The sequence below is a fragment of the Qipengyuania intermedia genome (assembly GCF_019711615.1).
Taxonomy (GTDB): Bacteria; Pseudomonadota; Alphaproteobacteria; order Sphingomonadales; family Sphingomonadaceae; genus Qipengyuania; species Qipengyuania intermedia.
This window is the reverse complement of record NZ_JAIGNS010000003.1, coordinates 223,146-243,243: the sequence shown is the minus strand read 5'-3', so window position 1 is coordinate 243,243 and position 20,098 is coordinate 223,146. Positions and strand designations below refer to the sequence as shown.

General features: G+C 61.2%; 18 protein-coding genes. 8 read left to right on the top strand and 10 right to left on the bottom strand.

Features of this window, described 5'->3' with window-relative positions; all coding sequences use genetic code 11:
* The first annotated feature begins 10 nt into the window (after nt 1–10).
* Nucleotides 11–406, top strand: coding sequence for a RidA family protein (locus K3179_RS12980; RefSeq protein WP_221566124.1), 396 nt, complete (start codon nt 11–13; stop codon nt 404–406).
* Nucleotides 407–417: 11 nt separating this feature from the next.
* Here K3179_RS12980 and K3179_RS12975 read toward each other — a convergent pair whose 3' ends face one another.
* The 4 genes from K3179_RS12975 to rpsF form a co-directional block, all read right to left on the bottom strand.
* A complete protein-coding gene (locus tag K3179_RS12975; RefSeq protein WP_221566121.1) occupies nt 418–1,857 on the bottom strand; it encodes an AMP nucleosidase in 1,440 nt (479 codons plus the stop codon).
* Between the two features lie 122 nt (nt 1,858–1,979).
* Nucleotides 1,980–2,648: a 50S ribosomal protein L9 gene (rplI, locus tag K3179_RS12970; RefSeq protein WP_221566118.1), complete on the bottom strand. Its 669-nt coding sequence runs from the start codon at nt 2,646–2,648 to the stop codon at nt 1,980–1,982.
* Nucleotides 2,649–2,660: 12 nt separating this feature from the next.
* The gene (gene rpsR / locus K3179_RS12965) at nt 2,661–2,885 is read right to left on the bottom strand and encodes a 30S ribosomal protein S18 (protein WP_090479673.1); all 225 of its coding nucleotides are present in this window, start codon (nt 2,883–2,885) and stop codon (nt 2,661–2,663) included.
* Complete coding sequence (gene rpsF, locus K3179_RS12960) at nt 2,885–3,250, bottom strand: 30S ribosomal protein S6 (protein ID WP_221566115.1); 366 nt, start codon at nt 3,248–3,250, stop codon at nt 2,885–2,887. The genes rpsR and rpsF overlap by 1 nt, the downstream gene beginning before the upstream one ends.
* A gap of 205 nt (nt 3,251–3,455) precedes the next feature.
* On the opposite strand from rpsF, the gene K3179_RS12955 reads away from it, so the two are divergent.
* Entirely contained in the window at nt 3,456–4,418 is a 963-nt protein-coding gene (locus tag K3179_RS12955) for a DUF808 domain-containing protein (protein ID WP_221566112.1), read from the top strand.
* Between the two features lie 4 nt (nt 4,419–4,422).
* Here the strand turns inward: K3179_RS12955 and K3179_RS12950 are convergent, their stop codons facing one another.
* Nucleotides 4,423–5,850, bottom strand: a complete 1,428-nt coding sequence (locus K3179_RS12950; protein WP_221566109.1) for a Mur ligase family protein — start codon at nt 5,848–5,850, stop codon at nt 4,423–4,425.
* Nucleotides 5,851–5,892: 42 nt separating this feature from the next.
* Here K3179_RS12950 and K3179_RS12945 point away from each other — a divergent pair, with 42 nt between their 5' ends.
* The 5 genes from K3179_RS12945 to K3179_RS12925 all read left to right on the top strand — a co-directional run bounded on the left by K3179_RS12945 (nt 5,893) and on the right by K3179_RS12925 (nt 10,875).
* Nucleotides 5,893–6,744 (top strand): LD-carboxypeptidase, encoded by an 852-nt coding sequence (locus K3179_RS12945; protein WP_247713047.1) that lies wholly within the window; start codon nt 5,893–5,895, stop codon nt 6,742–6,744.
* Between the two features lie 25 nt (nt 6,745–6,769).
* Nucleotides 6,770–7,708, top strand: a complete 939-nt coding sequence (gene fabD / locus K3179_RS12940) for an ACP S-malonyltransferase (RefSeq protein WP_221566107.1) — start codon at nt 6,770–6,772, stop codon at nt 7,706–7,708.
* Entirely contained in the window at nt 7,708–8,460 is a 753-nt protein-coding gene (gene fabG, locus K3179_RS12935; RefSeq protein WP_221566293.1) for a 3-oxoacyl-[acyl-carrier-protein] reductase, read from the top strand. Before fabD ends, fabG begins: the two co-directional genes overlap by 1 nt.
* Before the next feature lie 157 nt (nt 8,461–8,617).
* Nucleotides 8,618–9,739: a DNA polymerase III subunit beta gene (dnaN, locus tag K3179_RS12930; protein ID WP_221566105.1), complete on the top strand. Its 1,122-nt coding sequence runs from the start codon at nt 8,618–8,620 to the stop codon at nt 9,737–9,739.
* 56 nt (nt 9,740–9,795) lie between these two features.
* Complete coding sequence (locus K3179_RS12925) at nt 9,796–10,875, top strand: DUF2855 family protein (protein ID WP_221566102.1); 1,080 nt, start codon at nt 9,796–9,798, stop codon at nt 10,873–10,875.
* On the opposite strand, the gene K3179_RS12920 is transcribed toward K3179_RS12925, so the two are convergent.
* The 5 genes from K3179_RS12920 to K3179_RS12900 form a co-directional block, all read right to left on the bottom strand.
* On the bottom strand, nt 10,872–11,882 hold the full coding sequence (locus K3179_RS12920) for a zinc-dependent alcohol dehydrogenase family protein (protein WP_221566099.1): 1,011 nt from the start codon (nt 11,880–11,882) through the stop codon (nt 10,872–10,874). The two genes, K3179_RS12925 and K3179_RS12920, sit on opposite strands and share 4 nt — an antisense overlap.
* Nucleotides 11,879–13,630, bottom strand: coding sequence for an N-acyl-D-amino-acid deacylase family protein (locus K3179_RS12915; RefSeq protein WP_221566096.1), 1,752 nt, complete (start codon nt 13,628–13,630; stop codon nt 11,879–11,881). The genes K3179_RS12920 and K3179_RS12915 overlap by 4 nt, the downstream gene beginning before the upstream one ends.
* Before the next feature lie 72 nt (nt 13,631–13,702).
* Nucleotides 13,703–14,569 carry an alpha/beta fold hydrolase gene (locus K3179_RS12910; RefSeq protein ID WP_345722988.1) on the bottom strand — a complete coding sequence of 289 codons (867 nt, stop codon included), beginning with the start codon at nt 14,567–14,569 and terminating at the stop codon, nt 13,703–13,705.
* Between the two features lie 31 nt (nt 14,570–14,600).
* Nucleotides 14,601–16,289, bottom strand: coding sequence for a PHA/PHB synthase family protein (locus K3179_RS12905; protein ID WP_221566094.1), 1,689 nt, complete (start codon nt 16,287–16,289; stop codon nt 14,601–14,603).
* Between the two features lie 69 nt (nt 16,290–16,358).
* Nucleotides 16,359–17,666 carry an FAD-dependent oxidoreductase gene (locus tag K3179_RS12900; RefSeq protein ID WP_221566091.1) on the bottom strand — a complete coding sequence of 436 codons (1,308 nt, stop codon included), beginning with the start codon at nt 17,664–17,666 and terminating at the stop codon, nt 16,359–16,361.
* 183 nt (nt 17,667–17,849) lie between these two features.
* On the opposite strand from K3179_RS12900, the gene K3179_RS12895 reads away from it, so the two are divergent.
* Entirely contained in the window at nt 17,850–20,075 is a 2,226-nt protein-coding gene (locus tag K3179_RS12895; protein ID WP_221566088.1) for an EAL domain-containing protein, read from the top strand.
* The last annotated feature ends 23 nt before the right edge of the window (nt 20,076–20,098 follow it).

The window sequence follows — 20,098 nt, the reverse complement described above, 5'->3', positions numbered from 1 at the left end:
TGGAGGTTCGATGGACCGGACAACTCATAATCCCACCGAGTGGCTTACGCATTTCGGTTTAAATCACGCAGTCGAGGTGAGAGGTGGGGTGCGAACGCTTTATCTTTCCGGCCAGACTGCTTCCGATCCGGACGGAAACGCCATGCATCCCGGCGATCTCGTCGCTCAATACGAGGCAGCGTGGGGCAACCTGCTCGACGCGCTGAAGTCGGCCGGGATGGACGCGACGAACCTTGTCCGGCTGAACTTCTACACTACCGATGTGCCTCAGTTCATGGAAAAGGCCGAGGACATCGTGAAGTTTCACGTCGGAGCCGGAGCGCAGGTTTGCAGCACCCTGCTCGGGGTGAAGGAACTCTACGATCCGGCTCTCATGATCGAAATCGAAGCGACCGCCGTCGCCTGACAGGCCAAGATTTACCTGAAGGGCGGCTCGTTGAAGGCACGCAGCTTGCGGCTGTGCAGTTTCGGGCCTTCCTGGCGCAGCAGGTCGCAGGCGGTGACCCCGATCTGCAAGTGGGCCGCGATGGCTTCCTCGTAGAACTTGTTGGCCTGGCCGGGCAGCTTGATCTCGCCGTGGAGCGGCTTGTCCGAAACGCATAGGAGCGTGCCGTAGGGGACGCGGAAGCGGTAGCCCTGTGCCGAGATGGTCGCGCTTTCCATGTCGATGCCGACTGCGCGGCTGAGGCTCAGGCGCTTTGCCGACTGGGTGTATCGCAGCTCCCAGTTCCGATCGTCGGTGGTGACGACGGTGCCGGTACGCATGCGTTTCTTGAGGTCGCTGCCATGCTCGCCGGAGACAGCCTCCGCCGCTTCGGCCAGCGCCTGCTGGACTTCGGCGATTGCGGGCAGGGGGATTTCCGGCGGGAGGACCGGGTCAAGCACGTGATCGTCGCGCAGATAAGCATGGGCGAGCACGTAATCGCCGATCTTCTGGCTGGGGCGCAGGCCGCCGCAGTGACCGATCATAAGCCATGCTTCGGGGCGCATCACCGCCAGGTGATCGCAGATCGTCTTCGCGTTGGAAGGACCGACGCCGATATTCACCAGCGTGATGCCGCCGCCGTTCTCGCCCACGAGGTGGTAGGCCGGCATCTGGTGGCGACGCCATGCCGTGTCGGACAACTGCCCTCGTGCATTATCGGTCGCTCCGGTGATCATAAGACCCCCGGCGCCCGCGAGCGCTGTGTAGCCGTTCTTGCCCAGTTGGGACCCCGCCCAATCGACGAATTCGTCGACATAGCGATGATAGTTGGTGAACAGGATAAACCGTTGGAAATGCTGCGGGTCAGTCCCGGTGTAATGCGCAAGCCTTGCAAGGCTGAAGTCGGTGCGGAGGCCGTCGAACAGCGACAACGGGATGGGATCGTCCGGATTTTCCAGCTCGATCCCGTCGGCTAGTTCGTCGCCGATATCGGCGAGGTCGGTGGAGGGGAAGTGGCGAGCGATCTCGTTGGGATCGATACCCGCCAGTACCGCGCCTGCTTCGCCGTCGAGGACATAGGGGAAGGGGATTTCCTGGCGCGATGAGCCGACCTCGACTTCGATCTCGTAATTCGATCCGATCAGTTCGAGCTGTTCGCGCAAGTAATTGCGGAAGAGGCTGGGGCGGGTAACCGTCGTTGCGTAGAGTCCTGGCATGTTCAGCCGGCCGAACGCGCGGTTCGAGCCTTCCGGCATCTGGCCGCCACGGAACAGCAGGCGAAGTTCGGGATAGGCGTAGCTGCCGTCCTTGCGCCGTTCGGCGGCGGGCAGTTCACGGGTCTTTCCGAAAGCGATCACATCTTCCCGCAGGCGGGTAATCGCCGCGTCATAGACGGTTTCGAGCTTGTCGAGGATCTGGTCGATTGATTCCATGGCTGGATTTTCTCCTGGCTTCTTGTTGTTTTGATGACACCTCCTGCCACAGGAAGGGGCCTGTTACAAAAAGGGCGCGGAGACCGAAGTCGCCGCGCCCTGTTTGTTCGAGGTCGATACGCTTACGCGTCGTCGCCTTCCGGCTTGGTAGCTTCGATGAGGGCTTCGCTTTCGCTGGTGCCTTCTTCGGTGCTGACGCCGTCTTCGAGCATGTCGGCGGGGATTTCACCCGGCTCGAGGCCCGTGTCGATGCGGTTGGCTTCGGCCTGCTCTTCGATTTCGCGCTGTTCGTCTTCGAACATCTGCGCGAGCACGTCGACGCCCTGGCTCTGCAGTTCGGCTTCGTCGTCCGAGCGGGCGACGTTCGCCTTCACGGTGACGGAAACCTCGGGGTGGAGGTCGATGCGCACGTCATGCATGCCGATCGTCTTGATCGGGTTGCCCATGATGACCTGCTTCTTGTCGATCTCGTGACCCTTGTCGGAAAGGCCGTTCACGATGTCGCGAACGTTGACCGAACCGTACAGCTGGCCTGCGTTCGAAGCGGCGCGGATCAGCACGACTTCGACGCCGTCGACCTTTTCACCGGCCTTTTCGGCTTCGGCGCGGCGTTCGGCGTTTTCCTTCTCGAGGCGTTCGCGGTTGGCTTCGAAGACCTTCTTGTTCGCAGCATTGGCACGAAGGGCCTTCTTCTGCGGAAGGAGGAAGTTGCGCGCGTAGCCGTCCTTCACGGTGACGACGTCACCGATCGTGCCGAGCTTTTCGATGCGCTGGAGGAGAATGATATCCATGGTCTCTGCTCCTTACTTCACGATGTACGGAAGCAGGCCGATGTGGCGTGCGCGCTTGATCGCCTTGGCGAGTTCACGCTGCTTCTTCGCGCTGACGGCGGTGATGCGGCTGGGGACGATCTTGCCACGCTCGGACATGAAGCCCTGGAGGAGGCGAACGTCCTTGTAGTCGATCGCGGGGGCATTCTTGCCAGCGAACGGGCAAGACTTGCGGCGGCGGAAAAACGGACGGGCCATCAGTTACGCTCCTCGCGTTCGCGGCGCTTCTTGGAATCGCGCTCGTTCTTGCGCATCATTACCGACGGACCTTCCTCGTGTTCGTCGACACGGATGGTCATGTAACGGATGACGTCTTCGTTGATGCGCGTCTGGCGTTCGAGTTCTGCAACAACGGAGCCGGGGCCCTCGATGTTGAGCATTACGAAATGCGCCTTGCGGTTGCGGTCGATCTTGTATGCGAGGCTCTTGAGGCCCCAGGTCTCGGTCTTGGTGACCTTGCCTTCGTTATTTTCGACGATTTCGGTCGCCGTGGCTGCGAGCTGGTCAACCTGAGCCTGGCTCAGGTCCTGTCGCGCCAAGAAAACATGCTCGTAGAGAGCCATGCCCTTGTCCTTTCAACTGTCGGCCGATCGCTGGCTTGTCCGCGGGATTGCGGGGCCCCTCCGGCTTTCTTCTTTCCTTCGCCCGGAAGCGAGGGATGCGCGCACATAGCCGGATTCTGCGCGAATGCAAGGCAAACTGTCCTCTTGCGCAGGTGGAACGTGCACGGCAGGGGGCCGTTGGCAGTGGAAACACAGGAGATTTTGCGTGCCCGGCGGACTTGTAGCGCTTTTGGACGACGTTTCGGTAATTGCGCGGGCGGCCACCGCATCAGTGGACGACATCACCGTCGCTGCGAGCAGGGCCGGGACGAAAACCGCTGGTGTGATTATCGACGATGCCGCTGTGACGCCTTCTTACGTCACTGGCCTCAGTCCGGCCCGCGAACTGCCGATCATCTGGAAAATCACCAAAGGGTCGCTGAAGAACAAGCTTCTGTTCCTTCTTCCAGGCGCCCTGATACTCAGCTGGCTGCTGCCCTCAGCTATTATCTTCATCCTGATGCTGGGAGGGGCTTACCTTTCCTATGAAGGTGCCGAAAAGGTCATGGAGAAGCTCGGCGGCGAGAAGCACGGCAAGACACTCGAGGACGAAATTGTCGATCCCGTCGCGTTCGAGAATCAGCGCGTCGCAGGGGCGATCAGGACGGACCTCATCCTGTCGGCCGAGATCATGGCGATCACCCTCAACGAAGTGGCGTCGGAAGACTTTTTCGTGCGGGCTGGTGTTCTGGCAATCGTTGGCATCGCGGTTACGCTGTTCGTTTACGGCGCTGTAGCGATCATCGTGAAGCTCGACGATATCGGGTTGCACCTTTCGGAGCGGAGTTCTCAGGCGGCAAAGAATTTCGGGTGTTTCCTGGTGCGTTCGGTACCTTACATCCTCACGGCACTCTCATTCATCGGGACCATTGCCATGCTGTGGGTCGGCGGAGGGATCATCCTGCATGGCCTGCACGAGCTCGGCCTTCACGGCCCGTCGGACTGGGCGCATGGAGTCCAGCACGCTGTCGAGACGGTCACCGGAGGGTTGTCAGGTCTGCTTGGATGGGCGACCTACGCCGCGATCTCGGCGCTTGTCGGCCTTGGCCTGGGCTTCGTGATCGTGATCCTGCTGCACAAGGTCTTCAAGATGGGTCACGGCGTGGGCGAGGGCGCTGAAGCCCACTGATCAATCACGACAGGCGCTGGAAAATCCGCTGCGCAAATTCGCTCAGCGTGTCGTCGCGCGCGCCCATGATCACGATCCGGTCACCGGGACGGGCGAGCGACACCAGGCGGTCCTCGACATCCTTGCGCGACGGCACGTGTTCGGCCCTTGCGCCGCCCTCGGCGATGAGTTTCACGATCCGCTCGCTCCCCTCGCTGCGGTCGACAGTCCCGCCGAAATAGACGGGGTCTGAAAAGATTACGCGATCGTCTGCGCCCATGACGTCGATGAAGGTCTCGGCCAATTCAGCGCCCATCTGGCGCAAGGGACCATATCCGTGGGGCTGGAAAAAGGCGAGCACACGGCCGTCGTGGGCCTTCAGGGTCTTCAGCGTCGCTGCACATTTTTCGGGGTTGTGGCCAAAGTCGTCGATGACGGTAATGGCGGCGTGCGTGGTGCCCACAATGTCGAAACGCCGGGCCAGTCCGTCGAAACCGGCCAGCGCCTGGACGGCTTCTGCGACGGGCACACCGGCTGCGGCCGCGCCGGCAATCGCCGCAAGGGCGTTCGAGAGATTGTGGCGACCGGGCATGTTCAATCGCAGCGCGTGCTGGCTGCCGTCATGCCGGTCGACGACCATGGCGGCTTGCCGGACAGGCCCCTCGGCGATGCTTCCCGGCTCAATGCCGATTTGCGCTTTTTCCTGATCGATCCCGAAGGTGATGACCTCTTTCGCGTGAGGGAGCAGGGCGAGAGCTTCCGGATCGTCCGCATTGAGTACGGCAATACGGCTGCGCGAGAGGTAGTCGCCGAATAGCTGGCGCAATTCCTCCATGCTCTTGTGATCGAGCGAGACATTGAGAAGGATACCGACTGCCGGCTTGTAGAGCGCGATGGACCCGTCGCTCTCGTCCACTTCGCTCACATAAAGGCTCTGCGAGCCGACGACAGAACTGGCGAAGGGACGCTCCGGCGAGACGAAATTCTTCATCACCGCGCCATTCATGACCGTGGGCGCGCGTCCGGTCGCCTCAAGAATCCAGCCCAGCATGCCCGTCACGGTCGATTTGCCGCTGGTCCCCGCCACGGCAAGGCCAGCACCGCTGGTGTTGAAGAGGATCGAGTTGAGTTCGGCTCGCGTGAGGCGCAGGCAACCAAGATCGTTTGCCTGTTTGATCTCGGGAACACTGTCTTCGATCGCGGCAGAAGCGACGACAATCTGGTCGCTCGAAACAATCCCGCTGCCGTCCTGCGGGTGTAGTTCGAAACCCTGCTTTTCGAGGGCGGCGAACTTATCGGGGGTACGACCCTGGTCGAAGCTGCGGTCGGATCCGGCTACCTTGCAGCCGCGCCCCTTGAGGATTTGCGCAAGCGGAAGCATCCCTGATCCGCCGATGCCGACGAAGAAGAACGGGCGTGCGAAAAGTTCGTCGGGGCTGGGGAAGTCGCTCATTCCAGCCTCGCTATGCAGTTGCAGCCGCCAAGACAAGCAGGCATGACCGCAGATGTGCACCGTCCGATCCGAAAAGTGGCCATTTGCGCCCCCGCGACCCCGCTGAATCGCGAATATGCGCAGGCCGTAAGCAGGCTCGCGAAAGACGAATTCCCCGACCTAGAGTTACATTTCCACGAGCAGTGCTTCGTCGAGGAAGGCCATTTCGCGGGCTCCGACCACACGCGCCTTGCAGCGCTGCTCGATTGTGCGAACGACGCCAGCACCGACGCGGTGTGGTTTGCCAAGGGCGGATATGGCTCGAACCGGATCGCGGCTGAATTCCTCGAACAGGCTGGTGATCCTGCGAAGAACAAGCCGTTCCTGGGCTATTCCGACTGCGGGACGCTGCTGGGTGCGCTTTATCGCGCCGGCATCGGCAAGCCGGTCCATGCGCCCATGCCGGTGGATATCAAGCGCGTGGGAGGCGAGGCTGCCATTCGCCGTGTGCTGGCCTACCTGTCCGGAAACTCGGAGGGGTTGGAGCCATCTCTCTCGGCCCGTCCGGTAGCCGCCTTCAATCTTTACACGCTGGCCATGCTGGTCGGCACTCCGCTCATGCCGGATCTGACGGGACACGAACTGCTAATCGAGGAAGTCGGTGAGTACGAGTACGCCATCGACCGCCTGCTCTTTCATGTGACCGCCCAGATCGGTGACATTGCGGGAATCAGGCTGGGCGAGGTTACGGCGGTTCCCGAAAACGATCGGTCGTTCGGGGCGAGTGCGCAGGAAATCGTCGAAGACTGGTGTCGCCGTAGCGGCATTCCCTACCTCGGCCGGGCGGAGGTCGGGCATTCCTCTGCCAACAAGATCGTGCCTTTCGGTCTTGAGGGACGGCCCCCGCGCGCCTAAGCGCCGCTCCCAACAGGAGAGAAACATGACTGCATTCATTTTCCCCGGTCAGGGAAGCCAGAAGGTCGGCATGGGCACGGAACTGTCCGATGCCAGCACCCACGCACGCGAAGTCTTCGAAGAAGTCGATGACGCGCTGAACCAAAAACTGTCTTCCGTTATGCGGGACGGCCCTGAAGGCGAGCTAACGCTTACTTCGAATGCACAGCCGGCCATCATGGCAAACTCGATCGCTACCTTGCGCGTCTTGGAAAAGGAGTTCGGCGTTTTGTTGGCGGATAAGGCGAGTTGCGTTGCAGGCCATTCGCTGGGCGAATACTCCGCGCTGTGTGCCGCAGGCGCGTTCGGCCTTGCCGAGACCGCAAAACTGCTCCGCCTGCGCGGTATCGCCATGCAGGATGCCGTGCCCATCGGCGTCGGCGCGATGGCGGCCCTGCTCGGTGCCGATATCGAGAAAGCGACCGCACTGGCAGAAGCCGCGGCGGAAGGGCAGGTGTGCGAAGTCGCCAATGACAATGATCCGACGCAGGTCGTGATTTCCGGTCACGCAGAAGCCATCGATCGCGCGATCGAACTGGCGAAGGAGCACGGGATCAAGCGCGGCATCAAACTGCCGGTATCCGCGCCCTTTCACTGCTCGCTGATGGAACCTGCCGCACAGCGCATGAAGCTGGCGCTGGAAGAGAACTCGCCTTCGGCTTTCTCGGTGCCCCTGTTCGCTAATGTCACGGCGTCGCGTGTCACGGACCCCGCCGAAGAACAGCGCCTGCTGGTCGAACAGGTCACGGGCCGCGTTCGCTGGCGCGAAAGTGTGATCGCCATGCGTGAGGCGGGCGTGGAACGCTTCGTCGAACTCGGCGGCAAGGTGCTAGGACCGATGGTCGGCCGCATCGACAAGGAGGCGACTACGATCAGCCTCGTCACCATGGAAGATCTCGAGAATTTCGCGAAGGAGAACGCATGATGTTCAGCCTCGAGGGCAAGACCGCACTCGTTACCGGCGCCAGCGGCGGCATCGGCTCGTCCATAGCCTATGCCCTGGCGCGCCAGGGTGCGCGTTTGGCGCTGTCCGGCTCCAACGGAGACAAGCTGCGCGCCTTCCGCGAACAGCTGAACTCGGATACCGGCGGTGACCACGTCGAGATTACCTGCAACCTGTCCGACACGACGCAGGTTGAGGAGCTGATTCCGGCGACTGTCGACACGCTCGGCAAGATGGATATCCTCGTCAATAACGCCGGGATCACACGCGACAATCTGACGATGCGTATGAAGGACGAGGAGTGGGACGAGGTGATCCGTATCAACCTCGAGGCCAGTTTCCGTCTCATGCGAGCGAGCGCGCGTCCGATGATGAAGGCCAAGGGCGGCCGCATCATTTCGATCACCAGCGTCGTGGGCCATACCGGCAACCCCGGGCAAATGAACTACGTGGCAGCGAAAGCCGGCCTCACTGGCATGAGCAAGAGCCTCGCGCAGGAACTCGCCAGCCGCAATATCACCGTCAATTGCGTCGCACCGGGCTTCATCCGCACGGCGATGACCGATGCACTCACCGACGACCAGAAGGCCGCTATCAACGGGCGGATCCCGATGGGCCGAATGGGCGAGGGCGACGAGATCGGCGCGGCCGTGGCCTATCTCGCCAGCGACGAGGCTGCCTATGTCACCGGCCAGACGCTGCACGTGAACGGCGGCATGGCGATGATGGGCTAAATACCCCTTTATCCCCAAGGAATCGATCAGGGGGCAGGTTACGGACGTGACGGAGCCTTGCCCCTTTAGGCGGCCTCGCTAAGGTCGTTATCCGTATTCCGGCGCGCGGGGGCGATTCCGGCCCTTGCTTCGCCCAACAGGGACGAAAGAAGGACCCATGAAGGCCACTATCGAACGCGCCACGCTGCTGCGCTGTCTCTCCCACGTTCAGTCCGTCGTCGAACGGCGCAACACTATCCCCATCCTGTCGAACGTCCTCATCGAGGCGGAAGGCGACGGTTTGCGTGTGATGGCGACCGACCTCGACCTTCAAGTGGTCGAACACATGGAAGCCAGTGTCGAGAGTGACGGTTCCGTCACCGTTTCCGCGCACCTCCTCTTCGATATTGCGCGCAAGCTGCCCGACGGCAGCCAGGTCAGCCTGGAGACCGCCGACAACCGCATGGCGATCAAGGCGGGCCGTAGCCGCTTCTCGCTGCCCACCCTGCCGCGCGATGACTTCCCGGTGATCGTCGAAGGCGACCTGCCGACCAGCTTCGAACTTCCGGCCAAGACGCTTGCCGAGATGATCGACCGCACGCGGTTTGCGATCTCGACGGAAGAAACCCGCTATTACCTGAACGGCATCTTCCTGCATGTTTCGGACGAAGACCAGCCCGTGCTCAAGGCTGCCGCGACCGATGGCCATCGCCTTGCACGCTTCACTCTGGCTCGCCCCGATGGCGCGGAAGGCATGCCCGACGTCATCGTGCCGCGCAAAGCCGTTGCCGAACTGCGCAAGCTGCTGGAAGAGAAGATGGACGCCAACGTCCAGATCGACCTGTCGGCCAGCAAGATCCGTTTCACCCTCGGCGGCGAAGGCGGAATGGTCCTCACCAGCAAACTGATCGACGGTACCTTCCCGGATTACTCGCGGGTTATCCCCACGGGTAATGACAAGCTGCTCAAGATCGACCCGCGCACCTTCCACGAAGGCGTCGACCGTGTCGCGACGATCGCGACCGAGAAGACCCGCGCGGTGAAGATGGGGCTCGACAAGGACAAGGTGACACTGACCGTCACCTCGCCCGACAACGGCACCGCTACCGAAGAACTTTCGGCCGAATATGGCGCCGAAGGTTTCGAGATCGGTTTCAATGCGGGTTATCTCAAGGACATCCTTGGCCAGATCGACAGCGACACCGTCGAAATCCACCTGGCCGATGCCGGTGCGCCGACACTGATCCGCAAGGATGATGACAGCCCGGCGCTCTACGTCCTGATGCCGATGCGGGTTTAACGCTCGCAATCGGGTTGTTGCTTGGCTAGCGTCTCTCTCAAAGAGGGAGATGCGCCATGCAGCAGGTTCACGTCGAAAAATCGAAACTGACCAACGCCGATCTGGTGGAGATCGACGCTGGCCCGCTGGCCGACGGCGGTGTGCGCCTCGCCATCGAGAGCTTCTCTGTCACGGCAAACAACATCACCTATGCGGTGGTCGGCGACGGGTTCGGTTACTGGAATTTCTTTCCGGCCCCGGATGGCAAGGGGATCGTTCCGATGTGGGGCCACGCTCGCGTCATCGAAAGCAGACACCCGGAATTCGCGGAAGGTGAGCGGGTATACGGCTATCTCCCCATGGCGAGCCATCTCGATGTAATCCCTGGCAAGGTATCAGCTTCGGGCTTCGTGGATATGGCCGAACATCGCCAGCCGATGAGCCCGATCTACAACCAGTATTCCCGACTTGCCGCCGACCCGGAGCATGATCCCGCGCGCGAGGGAGAGCGCATGATCTTCGGACCGCTCTTCAAGACGGGCTTCCTTATCGAATATTTCATGCGCACGCAGGACTGGTTCGGTGCAGGGCAAGTGATCCTCACCAGCGCGAGCTCGAAGACGGCGATGGGCCTCGCCAGCGTGACCAAACGCCGTTCGCCCGAAATTAGGCGCATTGGTCTTACGTCAGCAGGCAATGTGGAGTTCGTGAAAGCAAGCGGCCTTTACGATCAAGTCCTGCCCTACGATGCTGTGGGGCAGATCGCGGTCGAGCCCAGCGTTACGGTGGACTTTGCCGGCAATGCCGGACTGCTACGCGACCTGCACCAGCACTTCGGGGATGCACTCAAATATTCCTGCCTCGTTGGCGCGACGCATATCGAGGAGCGAGGTGCGGGCATGGGCGGCGCGGCGGATTTGCCCGGGCCGACGCCCACACTCTTCTTCGCCCCGGACCATGCAGTGGCTCTCTTCAAGGAGCATGGCCCGGAAAAGGCAGGCGCGATGGTCGCCGAAAGCTGGCGCGGCTTCCTGGAAGACGCAGGCGATTCCATTGAGATCGAACGCCATTCCGGGCTTGCCGCAGCCCGCGAAGTCTTCGTGGAAATGGTGGGTGGCAAGGTCGACCCCGCAAAGGGAATCGTAATCGAGCCTTAGATCTCGATAGCGATCTTGCCGAAGTGTCCGCCGCTTTCCTGGTGGCGGAAAGCATCTGCCAGTTCGCCAAGGGCAAATGTGTCGCTGATCACCGGCTTGATGCCATTCGCCTCGATCGCAGCAATCATGTCCTGCTGCATCGCACGGCTGCCCACGGTCAGTCCCTGCACCTTCAGGTTTTTCGAAAACAGGAGGGCGGTCTGCACGGGACCCGCAAAACCGGCCAGCACACCAATCAGGGCAACATGGCCCCCGACCCTTGTAGCCAGCATAGATTGGTCCAGCGTGCCGGCGCCGCCGATCTCGACGACGCAATCTACCCCGCGACCGCCCGTCAGTTCCAGGGCTTTCGGACCCCAGGCCTCGACCTCCTTGTAGTTGATGAGATGGTCCGCACCCATCGATTTGACCCGTTCCAGCTTTTCGTCGGAGGAACTGGTGGCGATGACGGTGGCACCCGCAGCCTTGGCGAACTGCAAGGCGAAGATCGAAACGCCTCCGGTGCCCTGGACGAGCACGGTATCGCCCGGCTTCACCGCGTAATCGACGAACAAAGCGCGCCATGCCGTCAGCCCGGCGCACGTCAGCGTGGCTGCTTCCGCGTGGCTGAAGCCGGCAGGGGCGCGGGTGAACCAATGTGCCGGCGCGGTGATGCGTTCTCGCGCATAACCGTCGATCCCGTCACCGGGCACGCGCGTGAAAGCAGATTGTGGCGGCCGCCCGTCGAGCCAGTCGGGAAAGAAGGTGCTGACCACATGATCGCCGACAGCGAATTCGGTGACACCTTCACCTACTGCAGTGACCACTCCGGCCCCGTCCGACATGGGAATGCGTCCCTGCTCGGTCGGTATCATCCCCTTTACGACCGCATAGTCGTGATAGTTCAGCGAGCTCGCCTTGATCTCCACGCTGATCTCGCCCGCCGACGGGGGAGGGGGCGCGTCGATATCGACGAGTTCGAGAGCGTCAAGCGTGGATGGCGTGGCAGTAGTGCGGATAGCTTTCATTCTGCGGCCTCCGCCAGTTCGGCACGCTGCGGCCCGCGGATCAAACCTCCCGGCGTTTCGCCAGTCCATTCTCCTTCGCGGAATGTCACGACGCCATTCTTTATCGTCGCGACATATCCATCGGCCTTTTGCAGCAGTCTCTTGCCGCCAGCGGGTAGATCGAACGCAAGCCACGGCTTACCCAGCTTCAGGCGTTCCATGTCGATAATGTTGATGTCTGCGAGATAGCCCGGTGCGAGTACACCGCGATCCTCGAGACCGTAGAGACGGGCCGTGTCACTGCACTGGCGCTTGATTGCATTCTCCAGGCCGATGGTCCCGCGCGAACGGTCGCGCACCCAGTGCTGGAGCATGAAGGTGGGCGAAGCCGCATCGCAGATCGTGCCGCAATGCGCGCCGCCGTCCGACAGCGAGTTGACCGTGTCGTCGGCGTGCTGGAGGTCGTGGAGAAAATCGAGGTTGCCGTCCGCGTAATTCAGGATGGGAAGGTAGATAAAGCCCTTGCCGTCGTCGCGGCAGAGCAGGTCGTAGGCGTATTCGTCACCCGAGACGCCCGCGGCCTTCGCGCGTTCGAGGATGCTTTCCTCGGCGGTCGGCTCGTAGTTGAAGTCGGGGTCCATTTCGAACTGCATGTTCCAGCCACCGCACACCACCATGATCAGGCCGATGATGTCTTGGTTGACCTCGGAGAAATCGTGTTGCTCGGCAAGCAGCCTGGCCTTGAATTCCGGGTCGAACAGCTTTGCTTTCTGGTCCTCCCACGGAATGTCCTCGATTTCCTTCCAACTCGGCTTGAGGCGGAAGGGATGGACCGTGCCCCGCCACGCCATCACGATGCCATTCCCCCGCAGCGCAATCTGGGCGACGATATTGGCACCATTGTCATTTTCCGCGCGCATTGAGGTGATCTGCTCGTCGAGCGGCATCTCTTTGGCGATCGATTGCAGAGCAGCATAGGTACAGGGCAGGCCGGTCTCGCGGCTCAGCGCGCCCATCCAGCCGAACTCGTCCCAGTCGCGCTTCATGTCGCTGGCCATCTCGAACACGCCGTGGCCTGCGCGGCCCATGGCGCGGCCGATCTCGATGAGTTCTTCCTTGGTTGCCGTGGTCCCCGGCACGACCTCGCCGTCGACATCGCGGTGCAAGACCGTACGCGAGGTCGAGAAGCCCAGGGCACCGGCGCGCACGCCTTCCTCGACGATGGCAGACATCTTCCTGATGTCTTCGTCGGTCGGAACAGCGCCGGGCCGTTCGCGGTCGCCAAGCACATACGCCCGAACCGAGCCATGCGGGACGTGGGTTCCGACATCGACCGTTCGGGGCAGCTTTTCGAGTGCGTCGAGATATTCGGGGAAGGTCTCCCAGTCCCAGCTCATACCCTCGGCGAGTGCGGTGCCGGGAATGTCCTCGACCCCTTCCATCAGGCCGATGAGCCATTCGTGCTTGTCAGGCTTGGCGGGCGCAAAGCCTACGCCGCAATTGCCCATCACCACTGTGGTGACGCCGTGCCAGCTGCTGGGGGCCATTTCTTGGTCCCACGTCGCCTGTCCGTCGTAATGCGTGTGGATATCGACGAAGCCGGGCGTCACAAGCAGGCCGGAGGCGTCGATTTCCTGCGCTGCATCGCCCGAAATTTCGCCTACTGCGGCGATCAGGCCACCCTTGATCGCGACGTCTCCGGTAAAGCGGGCGTCACCGCTTCCGTCGACGATCGTTCCTCCGCGGATGACCAGGTCGAATGCAGGCATGTAAAGTCTCCTCTCTCGGCGAGAGAAGGTTCCACATTGCAACTGATGAGTCCAGCCGGAGAATGTGCCCGGTCAGGCAGCGCGACCCAATTCCGCTTCGCTCTGGGGTGCGTCGAGGAAATCGCGGAGTTTGGCCACGCTCTCGTCGGCATGGGTCAGCAGGAAAAGATGTCCGCCGCCCTCCATGACTTCGAGCCGCGAATTGCGGATCGCCGAGGCAAGAATGCGTCCATTGATCAAGGGCACGATTTGGTCGTCGTCGCCCATCATGATCAGCACTTCCTTGTTGAGGAAAGGCAGCGCAGGCAGGCTCGTCCAGCCGATCATAGCCAGCAATTGGTACATGTACCCGCGCGGGGAGGGCGGTTTCAGGCGGCCGATATGGCTGTCCTTCTGGTGCGCCTCGCCATCGGGGTCGACCCCGCCATACAGAGTCGCAAAGTGCTCGTTCATGAACTCCGCATCGATATAGCGGCGCGGATCGGCCATCTTGGTGAGCGCTGCCGGATTGCCTGGCACCATCAACATACCTGCAGTGGTGGCCGCGAGTACGAGCCTGCGCGTGCGCTTGGGGTGCTGTAGAGCGAAATGCTGGGCCATTGCTCCGCCCCAGCTTACGCCCATCACGTCGACAGTCTCGACGCCCAGCCGATCGAGAATCTGGCTGGCGGTCCAGCACATCGTGAAGGGATTGTACGGCAACACCGGATCGGGACTTTCGCCCGTGCCGGGCATATCGAACATGACGAATGCGCGTTCGGTCAGCATCTCGGCAAGGGGGGCGACCGCTTCGATATTGGCCCCGATACCATTGAAAAACAGCAGCGGGGGATGCTCGCTTTCCTTGTCCAGACGCCAATGCGCGACGCGCAAGGTCCGACCGCCTGCCTCGATCATCTCGATGGTGGCGGTCATGGGTTCGTCTTTCGATGCGGTCACGCGCGTATCCTGTTGCTTGCCGACGAGGGTGTCAGCACTCCTCCATAACGTAGAGACCGGGGGCGGGGTCCAGCGGCTGGTATGCTTTGTTCCCCAATTTCGCAGGCGCCTTCTTCTTTTCGCCCGCACGGTTCTGCACCCATTCCATCCAGTACGGCCACCAAGACCCTGAAACCTCTTCGGTTCCCTTGAGCCATTCGTCGGCAGTCTCGGGCAGCTTTTTTGTCTCGTCCTTCTGTATGTAGTAGCGCGCTTTCGGGTTACCCGGAGGGTTCAGGATGGCCTGCATGTGCCCCGAATGGGAAAGGACGTAGGTTACATCCTTCGAACCGAACAGCCGCGTCGACCGGTAGGTGGCCTTCCACGGGGTAATATGGTCGGTCACACCGCCGAGAATGAACAGGTCGCTGGTGACCTTGGACAGGTCGATCTTGTGGTCGACCATCTCGACTTCGCCCTGCCTGGTGAAAGCAAGCGTTTCGAAAACGGTCAGGAAGTCACCCATCAGAGCAGCTGAAAGATTGGTCGCGTCCGCATTCCAGAACAGCACGTCGAACGCCGGCGGATCCTGGCCGAGCAGGTAGTTGTTGATCACGTAATTCCAGATCAGGTCGTTTGGACGCAGCCACGCGAAGCCGCGGGCAAGATCGTCGCCCTTGATCACACCCTTCTTCGACGCGCGACGCTTGGCGAGGGCCAGGCCGTTTTCCGACACCAGCGATCCGGCTTCGATATCGTTCTGCTTGGGATGCAGGACACAGACCATCAGCGTCAGCGCACCGAGCAGGTCGTCCTTGTCGGACGCCATCTTGCTGGCGAGCATCGACGCTGTCTGGCCGCCGGAACAACCGGCGGACACATTGACCTTTTTGGAGCCGGTAATCTTGCTGACTGCTTCCATCGCTTCCCGGCAGGAACGCACATAGTCCGCCATGTCCCAGTGGCCCTGTTCCTTGGTCGGGTTCTTCCAGCTGATGACGAATGTCTGGATGCCGTTATCGAGCTGGTACTTCACCACCGATTTTTCCGGCGACAGGTCGTTGATGTACATCTTGTTGATCTGCGGCGGGATGGTGAGCTGCGGGATTTCGTAAACTTCGTCGGTGGTCGGTGCGTACTGGACCAATTCCATCATTTCGGTGCGCAGGACCACCGAGCCTTTTGACGTGGCGATATTTTCGCCCAGCTTGAACGGCTTCTTGTCGACCTGGCTGACCATGCCCTTGTTGTGGACCATGTCGTCATAAGCGTTCTTGAGGCCCTTGATCAGGCTGAGGCCGCCGGAATCGATAGCCATCTTCTGCGCCGTCGGATTGCCGACCAGCGTATTCGTGGGGGCAAGCCCGTCGATGATGATGTTCGAGATGAAGCGGGCGCGGTCGCGCTCCAGTTCGTCGAGTTCAAGGTCTTCGAGCCAGCGGGAAGCGCCCTTCTGGACAGCCAGGTAGTACTGCATGCCAGCGCGCATGAACGGATTGTACTGCCATGCAGGATCGCGGAAACGCTTGTCCTTGGGGTCGGGTGCCAATTCGCTCTTGCCGGTCATGATCTTGATCATGTCCTGGCCGACTTCCTGGCTATGTTTCACCAGTCTTTGGGGATCGGATGCGGTCTCGCGCAGCATGACGGCAACCGCACCGAAAATATCCTCTCGCGTCAGGCCGATTAGCGGGCCGAGTGCGCTGGTGGATTGTGCGGCTTCGTCTTCGAGCTGTGCCATGTGTTACAGATCCTCTTTTTCTTTGTTCTTGTTACTATTCCAATGCGGGGCGGCGCGCCAGTGTTCCGCCTAATTGCGGGCAGCAATCATGCTGGCGATATCGACGAACTTCTCTCGCGGTGCCCCTTCGCGCGCTGCGGCGGTTTCCGCTTCCTCGATTTTCTGCCAATCGCGGAAGGTCACGATATCGAGACCACGTTCGCGGGCAAGCTCGTCGAACCCCTCGCGCCCCCGCTTGCGAGCGCCCTGTCCGATGTCCTCGGCCACCTTTTCTATCACGCCATAGCCATCGGGCCGATTTGTCCCGATCGTCCCTGTAGGCCCTCTCTTGGCCCAGCCCACGCAATAGAGGCCGGGGAGGATGCGGCCATCGTCGTTCGCAAACCGGCCCTGGCGTTCGTCGAAGGGAACGCCTGCGATGGCGGAGGAACGGTATCCTATGCATGTGACGGCGACATCGGCGGGAACCGTGTAAGTCTCCCCGGTACCGACGGCGCGGCCCTTCTCGATTACAGTTCGCTCGACCTCGACGCCGGTGAGCCGACCATTTTCAGTGACGAAGCGGACGGGATTGGCAAAGAAATCGAACTCGATGGCGATAGCTTTTTCGCCATGAATGTTTTCGGGGATCGCGGCAAAATCGCGGAGCAGGGTGACCGACTTCCTCAGTCCGGGCTCGAGGATGGCGTCATCGTCTGCGGGCGGCAGGTCGTCGCGATCGACATGGGGACTGGCCCTTTCCAGCTGCATAAGTTCTCCGAGTTCCTTCGGTGTCATCATGATCTGGTGCGGTCCGCGGCGGCCGAGGATTGTGATTGTCTCCAGCTTCGAAGTGCGAAGGATCGAAAGTGCATGCTCGACAATATCGGAGCCAGCCAGCTCGCCCTCCGTTTTCGAGAGGATCCGTGCGACGTCGAGTGCGACATTGCCCATGCCGATCACCACCGCGTGCCGCTTCGAAAGGTCGGGGTCGATGCCTGCGAATTCCGGATGACCGTTGTACCAGCCCACGAATGCGGCGCTGCCGAAGATGTTCGGGGCGTCTTCGCCGTCGAGGCCCAATGACCGGTCTTCAGGCGCCCCGGTAGCGAAAATCACTGCGTCGTAAAGATCCTGCAGTTCTGCAACCGAGATGTCATTGCCGACCGTTACATTCCCGACAAACCGCACATTGTCGCTCAGGGCTGTCTTTTCATACCGCCGCGCAACGCCCTTGATCGACTGGTGGTCCGGAGCAACGCCGGTACGGATCAGCCCATAGGGCACCGGGAGCTTGTCGAAGACATCGATGCGGGCGTCATCCTCCCACTGCTTTCCGGCAGCTTCGGCGGTGTAATATCCGGCCGGGCCCGATCCGATAATCGCGATATGTCGCATTGGCGGCTCTCTCCCCCGCTGTTCCGGCACCGACCATGCCTTCACGCATGGCGCGAAGCAAGCATCCTGCGGAAACGCGCAAGCCACCCGCTTTGCATGGTTATGCATTGGGTAACGATTTGCAGGTAACAGAGCCCGTCAACCGCGCACAAAACGCGGGTAAAAGGATAATCGGGTTACGGTATGAGTGGATTTTTCTCGAAGCGAGGCAAGAAGCCTTCCAAGGCGAAAGTTGCAGCGAACGAAAACCCTGGCGGGAGCGTCGATGCTCCGCAGGCCTTCTCGCGCATCCAGATGCTCGACAGCTTCGAAAATGCCGGCCTCGGGTGGTTCTGGGCAACCGATGCCGAGAACCGCATCATCTACCTCTCGCCTTCCGCCGTAGCCCAGGTCGGCCTGACCAAGCAGGAGGCTATAGGAACGCCGGTGGCCGACTTCTTCAAGCAGGACGAAGAGCACGTCCGCGAAGGACGCCCGCTGAAATTCCTGGTCAGCGCACGAAACTCGATCAGTCATCACCCGGTGAGAGTAGCGGCGAGCGACGACGATAACCCGCAGTATTGGGAGCTGACAGGCGTCCCGCAATATGACGATGAAAAGAACTTCATCGGCTATCGCGGCAGCGCGAAAGACGTAACTGCCAGCCGGGCCTCGCGCATCGATGCAGAGCGGATGGCGCAATATGACTCCCTCACGGGCCTCGCCAACAGGCATCGCATGACGAAGCGCCTGACGTCCACGCTCAAGGCCTTCCATGCCTCCCAGCGCAGCTGCGCGCTGCTGATGCTGGACCTTGATAGGTTCAAGCAGGTCAATGACACGCACGGCCACCCCGCCGGCGACGATCTGCTCAAGCAGGTTGCCAACCGCATCGAGCGTATCGTCGGCAACAAGGGTGAAATCGGCCGTCTGGGCGGCGACGAATTCCAGATCATGTTGCAGGACATGGAAGACCGGGCCGAACTTGGCGAACTGGCCGATCGCCTCATCAAGATGATTTCCCAGCCTTACCAGGTGAACAACGCGCGCGTGTCCATCGGAACCTCGGTCGGCATCGCGGTGTCGCCATTCGACGGCGTGGAGCCGGACGAACTGGTAAAGGCTGCCGACCTCGCGCTTTATGGAGCTAAGAACAAGGGCAAGGGCTGCTATCGCTTTTACAATGTCGATATGCGCGACGGGGCCGAGACGCGAAACCAGATCGAAATCGATCTGCGTCGCGCAATGGAAGACGGCGAGCTGCGCATGTATTACCAGCCGATCGTCAGTGCCAAAGACCACAATCTGAAATGCCTCGAAGCGCTGATGCGCTGGGAGCACCCGGAACGCGGCTTCATCCCTCCATCGCAGTTCATTCCCGTTGCCGAGGAAATCGGAATGATCAACGAGCTGGGCGATTGGGCGTTGCGCCAGGTCTGCTCGGAAGCGGCCAATTGGCCGTTCGAACTGCGCGTCGCCGTGAACGTGTCGGCAATCCAGTTCGCGCAGGACAACTTTCCTGAAAAGGTGAAGGAAGCTCTGCGCGAAGCGCGGATGCCCGCCGGACGTCTCGAACTGGAAATTACGGAAAGTGTCTTCGTTGGAGACACCGGCCGGACCCAGGAAATGTTCGAGGATCTCAAGCGCATAGGCGTCCGTCTGGCGCTCGATGATTTCGGCACCGGCTATTCCTCGCTCAGCTATTTGCAGAAAGCGCCGTTCGACAAGATCAAGATCGACCAGGCCTTCGTTCGCGGCGCCACGGAAAAGGGTAACAATAACCCGGCCATCATGTCCGCAATCGTCAGCTTGGCGGAATCGCTCGGCATGGAAACCGTTGCCGAAGGTGTCGAGACGAAGGACGAACTGACCCTCGTGAAAGAGCGTGGCGCAAGTCACATCCAGGGGTTCATCTTTTCTCCGGCAATCAGTCATGACGAACTGCTGGAGCGCCTGGAAACGAAGCAGCTGAAATACGAAGCCCGAGGGCCGGAGCGCTTCCGTTCGGAACGCAAGAGCGTCTTCCGCCGGGTCGGCCTGATCCATGAAGACCATCGCTACCATGTCACCATGCGCGATCTTTCCAAGACTGGCGCGCGGATTGAAGGCCTATTGAACGTACCCGTCGGCACTCCGGTCGTTCTCGACCTCGGCGGCGGGCAATTGGCCGTGGCGGCCGTCAGGCGCTCGGAAGAATACACCCAGGGGCTCGAATTCGAGACGCCGCTGATCAGCGACGGCGCCGATGGGCTGTGCACGCGGCACCGTGTTTCTCCCTACGAGATCGCGGCGGCGTCAAATGCGCCGCTCGCAAGCCTTCCGGAAGATCCTTACGCATTGCTCATGGCCGAGAATGCGGCGAACGGCACGCGCAAGCAGTTTCTCGAAGTCGACACGAGCAGGAACGCGCGCAATCGCAAGGCAGGCTGATACTATTTGCAGGGCGGCGTTAG